The organism is Pseudomonas sp. 20-5 (assembly GCF_056782835.1).
Genome location: NZ_CM165584.1, coordinates 5349108 through 5362674, shown reverse-complemented (window position 1 = coordinate 5362674; position 13567 = coordinate 5349108). Strand labels below are relative to the sequence as shown.

The 13567-nt window shown below is 66.1% G+C and carries 11 protein-coding genes; 2 read left to right on the top strand and 9 right to left on the bottom strand.

Annotation, left to right across the window (positions count from 1 at the left end; genetic code table 11):
• Nucleotides 1–198: 198 nt before the first annotated feature.
• From folK to dksA, 7 genes are all read right to left on the bottom strand, one after another.
• On the bottom strand, nt 199–687 hold the full coding sequence (folK, locus tag AC1RB9_RS24760; protein ID WP_003095144.1) for a 2-amino-4-hydroxy-6-hydroxymethyldihydropteridine diphosphokinase: 489 nt from the start codon (nt 685–687) through the stop codon (nt 199–201).
• Nucleotides 684–2087 carry a polynucleotide adenylyltransferase PcnB gene (locus AC1RB9_RS24755; RefSeq protein WP_003095142.1) on the bottom strand — a complete coding sequence of 468 codons (1404 nt, stop codon included), beginning with the start codon at nt 2085–2087 and terminating at the stop codon, nt 684–686. Before AC1RB9_RS24755 ends, folK begins: the two co-directional genes overlap by 4 nt.
• Before the next feature lie 900 nt (nt 2088–2987).
• Nucleotides 2988–4424: a two-component system response regulator CbrB gene (cbrB, locus tag AC1RB9_RS24750; protein WP_003095138.1), complete on the bottom strand. Its 1437-nt coding sequence runs from the start codon at nt 4422–4424 to the stop codon at nt 2988–2990.
• A 26-nt stretch (nt 4425–4450) separates the two neighbouring features.
• The gene (gene cbrA / locus AC1RB9_RS24745; protein ID WP_003095132.1) at nt 4451–7402 is read right to left on the bottom strand and encodes a two-component system sensor histidine kinase CbrA; all 2952 of its coding nucleotides are present in this window, start codon (nt 7400–7402) and stop codon (nt 4451–4453) included.
• Nucleotides 7386–7562, bottom strand: a complete 177-nt coding sequence (locus AC1RB9_RS24740) for a hypothetical protein (protein ID WP_003095129.1) — start codon at nt 7560–7562, stop codon at nt 7386–7388. The genes cbrA and AC1RB9_RS24740 overlap by 17 nt, the downstream gene beginning before the upstream one ends.
• Before the next feature lie 69 nt (nt 7563–7631).
• Nucleotides 7632–8513 carry a tRNA glutamyl-Q(34) synthetase GluQRS gene (gene gluQRS / locus AC1RB9_RS24735; RefSeq protein WP_003116072.1) on the bottom strand — a complete coding sequence of 294 codons (882 nt, stop codon included), beginning with the start codon at nt 8511–8513 and terminating at the stop codon, nt 7632–7634.
• 67 nt (nt 8514–8580) lie between these two features.
• Complete coding sequence (gene dksA, locus AC1RB9_RS24730; RefSeq protein WP_003095122.1) at nt 8581–9027, bottom strand: RNA polymerase-binding protein DksA; 447 nt, start codon at nt 9025–9027, stop codon at nt 8581–8583.
• 192 nt (nt 9028–9219) lie between these two features.
• Between dksA and AC1RB9_RS24725 the strand changes: the two genes are divergently transcribed.
• Together AC1RB9_RS24725 and sfsA are read left to right on the top strand one after the other, a co-directional pair.
• On the top strand, nt 9220–10392 hold the full coding sequence (locus tag AC1RB9_RS24725; RefSeq protein ID WP_003457154.1) for a pyridoxal phosphate-dependent aminotransferase: 1173 nt from the start codon (nt 9220–9222) through the stop codon (nt 10390–10392).
• Entirely contained in the window at nt 10392–11099 is a 708-nt protein-coding gene (gene sfsA, locus AC1RB9_RS24720) for a DNA/RNA nuclease SfsA (protein ID WP_003100180.1), read from the top strand. Before AC1RB9_RS24725 ends, sfsA begins: the two co-directional genes overlap by 1 nt.
• A 33-nt stretch (nt 11100–11132) precedes the next feature.
• Here sfsA and trmA read toward each other — a convergent pair whose 3' ends face one another.
• Entirely contained in the window at nt 11133–12224 is a 1092-nt protein-coding gene (gene trmA / locus AC1RB9_RS24715) for a tRNA (uridine(54)-C5)-methyltransferase TrmA (protein ID WP_003116071.1), read from the bottom strand.
• Nucleotides 12221–13516 (bottom strand): NCS2 family permease, encoded by a 1296-nt coding sequence (locus AC1RB9_RS24710; RefSeq protein ID WP_003095114.1) that lies wholly within the window; start codon nt 13514–13516, stop codon nt 12221–12223. Before AC1RB9_RS24710 ends, trmA begins: the two co-directional genes overlap by 4 nt.
• Nucleotides 13517–13567 lie beyond the last annotated feature (51 nt).

Here is a 13567-nt window from a genome sequence, read left to right as displayed (position 1 = left end):
CTTATAGTCCGGATGGGGTGGCTCGAAGTCAATTGCAGGTGTTACCGCATTGTTACGGCGTTACTGCCACTGCCGAACGCCGCGCCGCCTGCGGTTGCGCGCGCAGTGTACGCCCATCCGCGGCGTCCTTCGTCAGCTTTTCGGTAACAGTGTGAAGAGCCCGCCGCGAGGTATCCGCGCAGCGGCGGGCAGGCAGGGTCAGGCGCCCGGAAGGCGTTCGATGCCCTCGAACGGACAGGCCGCGAGCAGCTCCGGCAGGTGGCGGCCATCGGGCAGGCGCAGGTCGGGGGCGAGATCGGCGAGGGGATAGAGCACGAAAGCGCGCGCCTGCATGTGGTAGTGCGGCACCTTCAGGCGCGGCAGGTCAAGCAATTGTTCGCCGAACAGCAGGATGTCCAGGTCGAGCGTGCGCGGACCCCAGCGCAGGTCGCGGACGCGCCCTTGTTCCAGTTCGATGGCCTGCAGGGCGTCGAGCAGGTCGAGCGGCGCCAGGTTGGTGTCGAGGGCCGCCACGCCGTTGACGAAGCGCGGCTGGTCGGCGGGGCCGAGCGGGTCGCTGATATAGAGCGGCGAGACGGCGACCAGGCGGGTCTCGGGAAGCCGCTCGAAGGCATCGAGGGCAGCCTGGATCTGCTCGCGCGGTTCGGCCAGGTTGCTGCCCAGCGCCACGTAGACGCGCTGGATCATTCGCCGCTTCCGCCGCTGCCTTCCTTGCGCGGCCCGCGGCGCCGACGGCCGCTGTTGCCGCCGCGGCGACGCTTGCGCGGGGCGCTGCCGTCTTCCTGGCTGACCAGGTCGCGGATCATGTTGCGCCGCTCGCTGTCGCTGACTTCCTGGTAATCGGTCCACCATTGGCCGAGTCCTTCGGTTTCCTCGCCGGCACTTTCGCGCAGCAGGAGGAAGTCGTAGCCGGCGCGGAAGCGCGGGTTTTCCAGGAGCAGGTCGGCGCGCTTGCCCTGGCGTCGCGGCAGACGTTCCTGCATATCCCAGATCTCGCGGATCGGCAGGGTGAAACGCTTGGGAATGGCAATCCGCTGGCACTGTTCGCTGATCAGTTCGTGGGCGGCTTCCTGCATCGCCGGGATGGCCGGCATGCCTTTCTCCTGCAACTGCGCGACGCGCGCCGGCAGGGCCGGCCAGAGCAGCGCGGCGAAGAGGAAGGCCGGGGTTACCGGCTTGCCCTGGCGAATGCGCGCATCGGTATTGGCCAGGGCCTGGCGGATCAGCTTGCCGGTGTAGTCGGGGTTGGCCTGCAGTGCCTTGGCGCTGGCCGGGAACAGCGGCGCGAACAGTTCGTACTCGACCAGCAGTTCGAAAGTGCGCTCGGCCCGGCCGGCGAGGAACAGCTTGAGCACCTCGTCGAACAGGCGCGCCGAAGGGATTTCCCGCAGCAGCGGGGCCAGCCGGCGAATCGGCGCGGCGCTGTGCTTCTCGATTTCGAAGTCGAGCTTGGCGGCGAAACGTACCGCCCGCAGCATCCGCACCGGGTCTTCCAGATAACGCTGCTCCGGATCGCCGATCAGGCGGATCAGGCGATTGCGGATGTCGTGAACGCCATTGGCGTAGTCCAGCAGCCGCTCGCTGGTGACGTCGAAGTACAGGGCATTGATGGTGAAGTCACGGCGCTGGGCGTCGTCTTCCAGGCTGCCATAGACGTTGTCGCGCAGGATGCGGCCGCTTTCGTTGCTGGACGCGCGGCTATCGCCATCGTCCTGGCCTTCCGGATGATGGGCGCGGAAGGTGGCGACCTCGATGATCTCGCGGCCGAAGTGCACGTGTACCAGTTTGAAGCGGCGGCCGATGATCCGCGCGTTGCGGAATTCGGCGCGGACCTGCTCCGGCGTGGCGCTGGTGGCGACATCGAAGTCCTTGGGAGCGATGCCGAGCATCTGGTCGCGTACGCAGCCCCCGACCACGTAGGCCTGGTAGCCGGCCCGCTGGAGGATCTCGACGACCTTGACGGCGTTCCGGCTGAACTGGTCCCGGCGCAGGGAGTGCTGGTTGTTACCGATGACTTCCGGGGTTGTACGGACGGCGCGCGGACGGCGCAGGGGGGAACGAATGGTCTGGATCAGCTTTTTCAGCATGGATGTGTTATCGGGAGCACGATGTGGGTGATTGCACGCCTGCGTTGCTCAAACAGGACGGACGTCGGGTAATGCTGCGGCATTATCAGGACCTCTCGGGCGAGGCGTGTTCTGTACCCGTTGAATGTTTGGCCCCGCGACGCACAGGGCGTCCCGGGCGCCGGAACCGACTGCGCCATGCATCCTGACAGAAACGAACAGGGGCCGTACATCCTGTTCCCGCGAAGCGGGAGAGGGCCGGGAAGGCTGCGGTGAATCTGGCAAGGCATGCGGATGGCCGCATAGTCTGCGCGGATTCTAGCATTGGATGGGGAAATGGTGTAAGGCGAAGGAAAAACGGGGAAAACGGAGGGAGGGGGTGAAGCTACTGGGGGAGCCGAAGCTCCCCCCCAAGTAGGTGCGTGCTTTGTTTTTATTATGATTTCGGGCTTGTTGTTTTTGTTTGTCGACCCGTCCCTTGAGCCAGTCGCTTCAGGGATATCTCCCAGGCTGGGAGTTCAATAGCAAACGGATTGCTTTGGTCGCTGATGCTGCCATGATCGTCGAGCGATCCAACCAGTCTGTGCGCTGCCTCAAGGCAGTTTTATTCTTCTTCCGACTGGCTGCGGGACGGGTCCCGACAGCAACTCCTCTCCAAAAGAATCAGTTAGCTGCGCCTCCGCGATTTTGTTTTTGTTGTGCTGGAGTCGTTACGTGTTGTTTTTATTGTCTTCGTCGTTGCTTGTTATTGTTGTTGTGCCAATACATAAGCAGATGCCGTGCCAGTTTTTCGAAACCCAGTAAAATCAAGGGGTTGAGGTTTTCGGTGGGTCGGCGGAGGGCACAAAAAAACCGGGTTCCCGTTACCGATGAACCCGGTTTCTGTTACGCGGTACGTCCGCGGTAACAGGTTGCAGGGTGTTACGAGTCGGCCGAGGCCCCTGATTTACGCCGCGGAATGCCCAGGCGCTGGCGGCGTTCCCACAGGCATTTGCGGCTGATGCCCAGCTTGCGGGCCAGCTCGGTCTCGGTCATGTGGTCCTGGTGCTCGAGGACGAAGTGCTGGAAGTAGTCTTCCAGCGAAAGGTCCTCGGTGGGCTCGTGGTTGCTGGCCGCGGCGCCCGCCGGGCCGAGGCCGAGGTCGGCGGCGAAGTCGTCCTCGAGGTCGTCCAGCTCGATGTCGATACCCAGCAGGTCGGCGTGGATTTCCTGGCTCTCGCTGAGGATCACCGCCCGCTCGATGGCGTTTTCCAGTTCGCGCACGTTGCCCGGCCATGGGTAATGGCGGATCGCCTGTTCGGCGTCGTGGGCGAAGCTGAGCGGCGCGCGCCCCATCCGGGTGCACTGGCGAGCCAGAAAGGCGCGGGCGATCTCCATCACGTCGTTGCCACGCTCGCGCAGGGCGGGCAGCTTCAGCGAGATCACATGCAGGCGGTAATAGAGGTCTTCGCGGAATTGCCCGGTCTTGGCCAGGGTTTTCAGGTCGCGGTGGGTGGCGGCGATCAGGCGCACGTCGACCTTCTGCGATTGCACCGAGCCGACCCGGCGGATCTCGCCTTCCTGCAATACGCGCAGCAGGCGGGCCTGGGCCTCCAGCGGCAGTTCGCCGATCTCGTCGAGGAACAGGGTGCCGCCGTCGGCCGCTTCGACCAGCCCGGCGCGCCCGGCGCTGGCACCGGTGAAGGCGCCTTTTTCATGGCCGAACAGCTCGGATTCGATCAGGGTTTCCGGAATCGCCGCACAGTTCACCGAGATCAGCGGCGCCTTGGCGCGCTTCGACAGGTTGTGCAGGGCGCGGGCGACCAGTTCCTTGCCGGTGCCGGACTCGCCCTGGATCAGTACCGTAGAGTCGGTCGGCGCGACCTTGCGAATCTTGCTGTACAGCTCTTGCATCGGCGCACAGGAGCCGATGATGCCTATCTCGCCGTCGGCTGCCGCCGGGCTGGCGCCGCGCTCGCCGCCGGCCTTGCCGCCGTTGGCGGAGACCGGGGCCGCGCTGCGGTTCTCCTGGCGGTCCTTGAGGATGCGCGCCACGGCCTGGAGCATTTCGTCGTGGTCGAAAGGCTTGGCGATGTAGTCCACCGCGCCCATCTTCATCGAATCCACCGCCGAACGCAGGCTGGCGTAGCTGGTCATGATCAGCACCGGAATGCCTTCGGCGAGCTTGATCAGTTCGGTGCCGGGGGCGCCCGGCAGGCGCAGGTCGCTGACCACCATGTCGAAGGAGGGGATGGTGTAGCGCTCCTGGGCTTCCTGCACCGAGCCGGCTTCGCTGACCTGGTACTGGTTGCGCTCCAGCAGGCGTCGCAATGCAGATCGGATAATGGTTTCGTCTTCGACGATCAGAATATGTGCCATGTATTCAGCTCTCTCGACGTGCTCGTCTACAGCTCGGCCGTCGGGCCAGGGTGCCGCGGCAGGGTCACGCGGAAGCGGGTGCCGCCTTCTCGCTGGTGATCCGTCGGGCTCTCGATGGTTATCTGTCCATAATGCTCTTCCACGATCGAATAGACCAGTGCGAGGCCGAGCCCGGTCCCCTTGCCGGGGTCCTTGGTGGTGAAGAACGGTTCGAACAACTGGTCCATGATCGCCTTCGGAATGCCGCTGCCCTCGTCCTCGACGACCAGGTCCACGGTATGTTCCGAGGCTTCGCTGCGGACCCGGATCGCGCCGCCCGGCGGGCTGGCGTCGCGAGCATTGGAGAGCAGGTTGATCAGCACCTGGGCCAGGCGCTGCGAGTCTCCCTCGACCCAGTGCGCCGGATCGCAGAGGTTGAAGAACTCTACTTCGACGCTACGCCGGTTCAGCGACAGCAGTCCGATGGCCTCCTGGGCGACTTCGCTCAGGCACACCGGTTCCAGGGCCTGCAGGTGGCTGCCGGAGTGGGCGAAGCTCATCAACGACTGGACGATGCGCGATACGCGCTTGGTCTGGTCGAGGATCTGCTCGCTGATCTCGGTCAGCTCGCCGTCGCCTTCGCGTTCCTCGCGCAGGTTCTGCGCCAGGCAGGCGATGCCGGTGATCGGATTGCCGATCTCGTGGGCCACCCCGGCGGCAAGGCGGCCGATGGAAGCCAGGCGCTCGGAGTGGACCAGCTTGTCTTCCAACAGTTGGGTTTCGGTGAGGTCTTCCACCAGTAGCACCAGGCCGCTGTTGCCCGGCGCCAGGGGTTCCTCGATGGCCGCCTTGTGCAGGTTCAGCCAGCGGGTGTGGCCGTCGTAGACCAGGCGCTGCTTGTGCAGGTGCTCGTCGGGGGCGTCGATGAAACGTTCCAGCAGGCCCTTCCAGGGTTCGGGCAAGGCCGACAGGCGCGAACCGACGACCTTCTGCGCGCCGACCCCGGTGAGTTCCTCGATGGCGCGGTTCCACATCAGCACTTCCTGGTCCTTGGCCAGGGAGCAGACGCCCATCGGCAGGTCTTGCAGGGTCTGCCGGTGGTAGCGGCGCAGGGTGTCGAGTTCGGCAGCCAGGCCAGTCAGCCGGGAGTGATAGTCCTCCAGGCGGCTCTCGATGAAGTGGATGTCCTCGGTGACATAGCTTTCTTCGCTGGTCTTGTAGGGAAGGAAGGTCTCCACGATGTCCTGGGCGACACTGGGTCCCATCAGCCCGGAAAGGTTCGCCTCGATGCGGTCGCGCAAGCGACGCAGGGCATAGGGGCGACGTTCGTCGAAGGGCAGGTGGAGATCGCGCAGGGCCTGCTCGACCTCCTTCTGCGCGGTCTTGGCGCCCAGCGGCTTGGCCAACTGGCTGGCGAACTCCTGCGGCGAACCGGCGAACAGTTCGCGGCGTTGCGGACGGCGTACGTTGTCCACCGCGCAGGCCTCGGCGGCGCCTTTTTCCTCGTCGCTGGCCTCGGTGAACAGCGACACCAGGGTGAATACCAGCACGTTGGCCGCCAGCGAGGACAGCGCCGCCAGGTGCCAGTTCGAATCGTCCAGCACGTAGATCACGTCGAACAGCGGCAGGTACAGGCCCTGTACGTTCCCCATCAGGGGCAGCAGCATGGTGATCGCCCAGACCAGCATGCCGGCGATCAGCCCGGAGATGAAGCCACGGCGGTTGGCGGTCGGCCAGTACAGCACCGAGAGGGCGCCGGGAAGGAATTGCAGGGTGGCGACGAAGGACACTATGCCCAGGTTGGAGAGGTCCTGTTCGGCGCCCAGCAGCAGGTAGAAGGCGTAGCTGGCCATGATGATGGCGACGATCAGCAGGCGCCGGGTCCATTTCAGCCAGCGGTAGATGTTGCCCTGCGCCGGCGGCTGGTAGAGCGGCAGCACCAGGTGGTTGAGGACCATTCCCGAGAGCGCCAGAGTCATCACGATAGTCAGCCCGCTGGCGGCGGAGATGCCGCCGATGAAGGCGGCCAGGGCCAGGGCCGGGCTGTCCACCGCCAGGCCGAGGCCGATGGTGTAGTACTCCGGTGTGGTCGAGGCGCCGAGGCGCAGCCCGGCCCAGAGGATCGGCGGTACCGCCAGGCTCATCAGCAGCAGGAACAGCGGCAGGCCCCAACTGGCGGAAATCAGCGCGCGCGGGTTGAGGTTCTCGGTGAAGATCATGTGGAACATGTGCGGCATCACGATGGCCGCGGCGAAGAACACCAGCAGCAGCGTTCGCCATGGACCTTCGGCCAGCGGCGTGTGCAGGGTGGTCAGCGCGGTCTGGTTCTGCAGCAGCCAGACTTCCAGGCCTTCCGGCCCGCCGAAGACGCCGTACAGGGCGTAGAGGCCGATACTGCCGAGCATCACCAGCTTGACCAGCGACTCGAAGGCGATGGCGAACACCAGTCCCTCGTGGCGTTCGCGGGTGGCGATGTGGCGAGCGCCGAAGAGGATCGCGAACAGGGTGATCAGGGTGCAGAAGACGAACGCGACCCGCTCCTGGGCCGGGTCGCGGGTGAGAATGCTGATCGAGTCGGTGACCGCCTGGATCTGCAGGGCCAGCATCGGCAGCACGCCGATCAGCATGAACAGCGTGGTCAGGGCGCCGGCCCAGGTACTGCGGAAACGGAAGGCGAAGAGGTCGGCCAGCGAGGACAGCTGGTAGGCGCGTGTCACCCGGAGGATCGGATAGAGCAGCACCGGGGCGAGCAGGAAGGCCCCGGAAATCCCCAGGTAGATGGCGAGGAACCCGTAGCCGTACTGGTAGGCCAGGCCTACCGTGCCGTAGAACGCCCAGGCACTGGCGTAGACGCCCAGCGACAGGGTGTAGACCAGCGGGTGGCGTACCAGCCGGCGCGGCACGTAGCCGCGCTCGGTGATCCAGGCGATGCCGAAGAGGGTGGAGAGGTAGGCGACGCTGATCAGGATCAGCTGGGTCAGGCTAAAGCTCGTCAGCATCGCGCTGGCTCTGCAGGATGAAAGTGACCACGATGAGGATCAGCCACAGCAGGTACGGGCGGTACCAGGCGCCGTTGGGGTCGATCCACCAGTCCATGATGGCGGGGGAAAAGAGATAGATGCCCACGACCAGGAGCAGGACCAGTCGGTAGATGTACATGCCGCTTCCCTCATGCTTGGGCCGGCAGGCTACAGGCTGCGGGTGGGTGCCGGCAAGCCGCCGGGCGGGCTACAGGCGTTCCTCGGGAAGGGTAGCGCAGCGCGGGATGCGCGTGGCGTCCCAGTGCGCGACGCCCCAGGCCAGCGCCTCGCTGGCGCTGGCCTGGGCCAGTTCGGCCGGCGGCCGCTGGCCGAGCGCGCGCAGGGCGCGGGTCAGCGGCGCGGCGGCCTGCTCGGCGGGCAGTGGCGGGGAGCGGTAGGACTTGCCGAGCTTGTGCCCGTCCGGCTGGACGATCAGCGGCACGTGCAGGTAGCGCGGCTGGCTCAACCCCAGCAATTCCTGGAGGTAAAGCTGGCGCGGGGTCGAGTCGAGCAGGTCGGCGCCGCGGACGATGTCGGTGATGCCCTGCCAGGCGTCGTCCAGCACCACCGCCAGTTGGTAGGCGTAGAAGCCATCGCGGCGCTGGATGACGAAATCGCCGACCTCGCGGCCGAGATGCTGGTGGACTTCGCCCTGCACGCGGTCGACGAAGCGATATTCCAGCTCCGGCACGCGCAGGCGGATCGCCGCATCCTCGCGGGCGTGCCCGGCGTCGCGGCAGAAGCCCGGGTAGATCCCGGCGAATCCCTCAAGCTGCTTGCGCGAGCAAGTGCAGGCGTAGGCCAGGCCGCTGCGCAGCAGTTGCTCGACCACTGCGGCGTAGTCCGGGAAGCGTTCGCTCTGCCGCTCCACCGCGCCGTCCCATTCGAAGCCGTAGCGCTCCAGGGTTTCCAGGATCGCCTGCTGGGCGCCCGGGACTTCGCGGGGCGGGTCGAGGTCCTCCATGCGCACCAGCCAGCGGCCGCCGACGGCACGTGCGTCCAGGTAGGAGGCGACGGCCGCCACCAGGGAACCGAAGTGCAGGTAGCCGCTGGGCGTCGGGGCGAAGCGGCCTACATAGGAAGAGGTCATGGCGCGAGCGGTGCGGCGGGGAACGGCGGAAACGAAACGGGGCGCCTTGGCGCCCCGTCGGTCCGGCTCAGGAGCCGAGTTGCTTCTCGCGGATTTCCGCGAGGGTCTTGCAGTCGATGCAGAGGGTCGCGGTGGGGCGCGCCTCCAGGCGACGGATGCCGATCTCGACGCCGCAGGAGTCGCACCAGCCGTACTCTTCGTCTTCGATCAGTTGCAGGGTCTCGTCGATCTTCTTGATCAGCTTGCGCTCGCGGTCGCGGGCGCGCAGTTCCAGGCTGAATTCTTCTTCCTGGCTGGCGCGGTCGGCCGGATCGGGGAAGTTGGCCGCTTCGTCCTGCATGTGATGCACGGTACGGTCGACTTCTTCCATCAGCTCCTGTTTCCATTTGTTCAGGATCGCGGTGAAGTGCGCGCGCATGCGCTCGCTCATGTACTCCTCGCCCTTGGTTTCCTGATAGGGTTCGAAGCCGCGGGTCATCTGCTGGCTGCTCTGTTGTTTTGCTTTGGTGGACATGAATGGCCGCCTCTCACTTTCGCTAATCCTGTCCGCGGCAGGGTTCCCTCGCCGGCTCTCCGGCCCCGCGGTCGCAAGCGGGCGAACTTACCAGAACGATAACCTTGGCGCTACTCCCGGTTGTCGAGGCTGGTGTCGCCCGCGTAATGGCTTGGTTAGAATCGGTTTTTCCTCGCAAAGTTCGGAATATCCATGGCTACCTCCTATAGCGCGCGCAGTCGGGCCATCGAGCCTTTCCATGTCATGGCCCTGCTGGCGCGGGCCAACGAGTTGCAGGCCGCCGGCCACGATGTGATCCACCTGGAGATCGGCGAGCCGGACTTCACCACGGCCGAGCCGATCGTCGAGGCCGGGCGCGCCGCCCTGGCCGCCGGGCATACCCGCTACACCGCCGCCCGCGGCCTGCCGGCGCTGCGCGAGGCGATCGCGAAATTCTACGGCGAACGCTACGGGGTCGACCTCGACCCACAGCGCGTGCTGGTCACTCCGGGCGGTTCCGGAGCCCTGCTGCTGGCCAGCAGCTTGCTGGTCGACCCCGGCCGCCACTGGTTGCTCGCCGACCCGGGCTACCCGTGCAACAGGCATTTCCTGCGCCTGGTGGAAGGCGCCGCGCAACTGGTGCCGGTGGGGCCGGACAGCCGTTACCAACTGACACCGGATCTCATCGAGCGGCACTGGGATTCAGACAGTGTAGGCGCTCTGGTGGCGACGCCGGCGAATCCGACCGGGACCCTGCTCGATCGCGACGAACTGGCCGGCCTGTCGGGCGCCTTGAAGGCCCGCGGCGGGCACCTGGTGGTGGACGAGATCTATCACGGGCTGACCTATGGCGTGGACGCCGCGTCGGTGCTGGAAGTCGACGACGACGCTTTCGTCCTGAATAGTTTTTCCAAGTATTTCGGCATGACCGGCTGGCGCCTGGGCTGGCTGGTGGCGCCGGCAGCGGCGGTGCCTGAGCTGGAGAAGCTGGCGCAGAACCTCTACATCAGCGCGCCGAGCATGGCCCAGCAGGCCGCGCTGGCCTGTTTCGAGCCGACCACCATCGCCATTCTCGAAGAGCGTCGCGAAGAGTTCGCCCGCCGTCGCGACTTCCTTCTGCCGGCCCTGCGCGAGCTGGGTTTCGGAATCGTCGTGGAGCCGGAAGGCGCCTTCTATCTCTACGCCGATATCAGTGCGTTCGGCGGCGATGCCTACGCCTTCTGCAAGCACTTCATCGAGACCGAGCACGTGGCCTTCACTCCGGGGCTGGATTTCGGCCGCCACCAGGCCGGCCACCACGTGCGTTTCGCCTATACCCAGAACCTGCCGCGCCTGCAGGAAGCGGTGGAGCGGATCGCCCGCGGCCTGAAGAACTGGCGGCCCTGATGCGTTTCGAGCAGCCACTGGAAGAAGGCCGCCTGCTGCGTCGCTACAAGCGTTTCCTCGCCGATATCGAGAGCGCCGGCGGCGAGCGCCTGACTATCCACTGTCCGAATACCGGTTCGATGCTCAATTGCATGAGCGAAGGTTGCCGGGTCTGGTTCAGCCGCTCCAACGACCCCAAGCGCAAGCTGCCGGGGACCTGGGAGCTGAGCGAGACTCCGCAGGGCCGCCTGGCCTGCGTCAACACGGCGCGGGCCAACCGCCTGGTAGAGGAGGCGCTGCTGGCCGGGGACATCGCGGAGCTTGCCGGTTTCACCGCTCTGCGCCGGGAAGTGGCCTACGGCGTGGAGAACAGTCGCGCCGACTTTCGCCTGGAATACCCCACGGGCGCACTGTTCATCGAGGTGAAGAGCGTCACCCTGGGCTTCGACGAAACCGCCGTGGCGGCCTTTCCCGACGCGGTGACGCTGCGCGGCGCCAAGCACCTGCGCGAACTGGCGGCGCTGGCGCGGGAGGGGATCCGCGCGGTGCAGCTGTACTGCGTGAACCTTTCCGGGGTCGAGGCGGTGCGCCCCGCCGACGAGATCGATCCAGCCTATGGCAAGGCGTTGCGCGAGGCGGCGCAAGCGGGCGTCGAGGTGCTGGCCTATGGCGCCGAGGTGACGACGGAAGGATTGCACCTGGCGCGGCGCCTCCCGGTGCGACTCTGAGGCACGGCCGCGCCGTGGGGCGCGGCCACTCGCTCAGCGGCGTTCGAGCAGGACGCCGCTTTCCATGTGGTGGGTGTAGGGGAACTGGTCGAACAGCGCGCAGCGGCTGATCCGGTGCGTGTCGTGCAGTTGGGCGATGTTCTGCGCCAGGGTTTCCGGGTTGCACGAAATGTACAGGATGCGCTCGAAGCGTCGGGCCAGCTCGCAGGTGTCCGGATCCATGCCGGCTCGTGGCGGATCGACGAAGACACTGCCGAAGGCGTAGCTCTTCAGGTCGATGTCGGCCAGGCGGCGGAACGGGCGAACCTCGTTCAGCGCCTGGGTCAGCTCTTCGGCCGACAGGCGCACCAGGCTGACGTTGTCCACCGCGTTGTCGGCCAGGTTGGCCAGCGCCGCATTGACCGAGGACTTGCTGATCTCGGTGGCCAGCACCTTGCGTACCCGGGTGGCCAGGGGCAGGGTGAAGTTGCCGTTGCCGCAGTACAGTTCGAGCAGGTCGTCGTCGCGCTGGCCGAGCGCCTCGTAGGCCCAGCCGAGCATCTTCTGGTTGACCTCGCCGTTGGGCTGGGTGAAAGCCCCCTCGGGCTGGCGGTAGCGGAAGCGCCGGCCGGCGACCGACAGTTCCTCCTCCACATAGTCGCGTCCGACGACGATGCGCTTGCCGCGCGAACGCCCCACCAGGTTCACGCCCAGTTCCGCCGCGAGCTTTTCCGCTGCCTGTCGCCAAGCGTCGTCGATCGGCCGGTGGTAGCAGAGGGTGATCAGCGCGTCGCCGGCCAGGGTGGTGAGAAACTCCACCTGGAACAGCTTGAAGCCCAGCGCCGGGTCGGCCCAGGCCGCCTTCAGGCGCGGCATCAGTTCGTTGATGCGGCGGCTGGCGATGGGGAAATCCTCGATCAGGATCGGCGTGTGCTTGTCGCCCTGCTCGAACATCGCGTAGTGACGCTTCTCGTTGCCGGTTTCCCGCCACAGGCGGAATTCGGCGCGCAGCCGGTAATGCTCGCGCGGCGACTCGAAGACCTCTGGCGCGGGTGCCGCGAACGGGGCCAGCAATCCGGCGAGGCGGGACTTCTTGTCTTCCAGTTGCGCGGCGTAGGCGCTGGGGTCGAACTGTGGACGGCTCATGCGTTGAAGAAGCCCAGCTTGATCACGAACAGCACGGAGAGGATCACCAGCGCCGGGTTCAGTTCGCGCCAGCGCCCGGACAGCACCTTGATCGCGGTCCAGGAAATGAAGCCGAAGGCGATGCCGGTAGCGATCGAATAGGTGAACGGCATGGCCAGCGCGGTGACGACCACCGGCGCGGCGACGGTGATGTCTTCCCAGTCGATCTCTGCCAGGCCCGAGGCCATCAGTACGGCGACGAAGAGCAGCGCCGGGGCGGTGGCGAAGGCCGGTACGCTGCCGGCCAGCGGGGCGAAGAACAGCGCGAGGAGGAACAGGATGGCGACGACGATGGCGGTCAGGCCGGTGCGGCCGCCGGCGCTGACGCCCGCGGCGGACTCGATGTAGCTGGTGGTGGTCGAGGTGCCCAGCAGCGAGCCGCCCATGGCGGCGGTACTGTCGGCGATCAGCGCGCGGCCCATCTTCGGCATGTGGCCGTCCTTGCCCATCAGTCCGGCGCGCTTGGCGACGCCGATCAGGGTGCCGGAGTTGTCGAACAGGTCGACGAAGAGGAAGGCGAAGATCACGCTGACCAGGCCGATGTCCAGCGCGCCCTTGATGTCCAGTTGGAGGAAGGTCGGCGCCAGCGACGGCGGCATCGAGACCACGCCGCCGAACTGGGTCACGCCGAGCAGGATGGCGATGGCGGTGACCACCAGGATACCGATCAGCACCGCGCCGGTGACGCTACGCGCCTCCAGGGCGACGATCAGGATGAAGCCGAGGGTGGCGAGGATCGGCGCCGGCTTGGTCAGGTCGCCCATGCCGATCAGGGTTGCCGGGTTGTCCACCACGATGCCGGCGTTCTGCAGGGCGATCAGTGCGAGGAACAGGCCGATGCCGGCGGCGATCGCCGAGCGCAGCGGCAGGGGGATGCTGTTGATGATCCATTCGCGGATGCGGAAGATCGACAGCAGGAAGAACATGGTGGCGGAAATGAACACTGCGCCCAACGCGACCTGCCAGCTGTGGCCCATGTGCAGCACCACGGTGTAGGTGAAGAAGGCGTTGAGGCCCATGCCGGGGGCCAGGGCGATCGGGTAGTTGGCGATCAGGCCCATGATGGTCGAGCCGATGGCCGCTGCCAGGCAGGTGGCGACGAACACCGCGCCCTTGTCCATGCCGGTCTCGCCGAGGATGCTCGGGTTGACGAAGAGGATGTAGGCCATGGTCAGGAAGGTGGTTATCCCCGCCAGGATCTCGGTGCGCACCGTGGTGTTGTGCGCCTTTAGTTGAAACAGCTTTTCCAGCATGTTGGATTCCCCTGAATGTGCTCTGCAACGATCCCCATGGCGCCAGCAGAA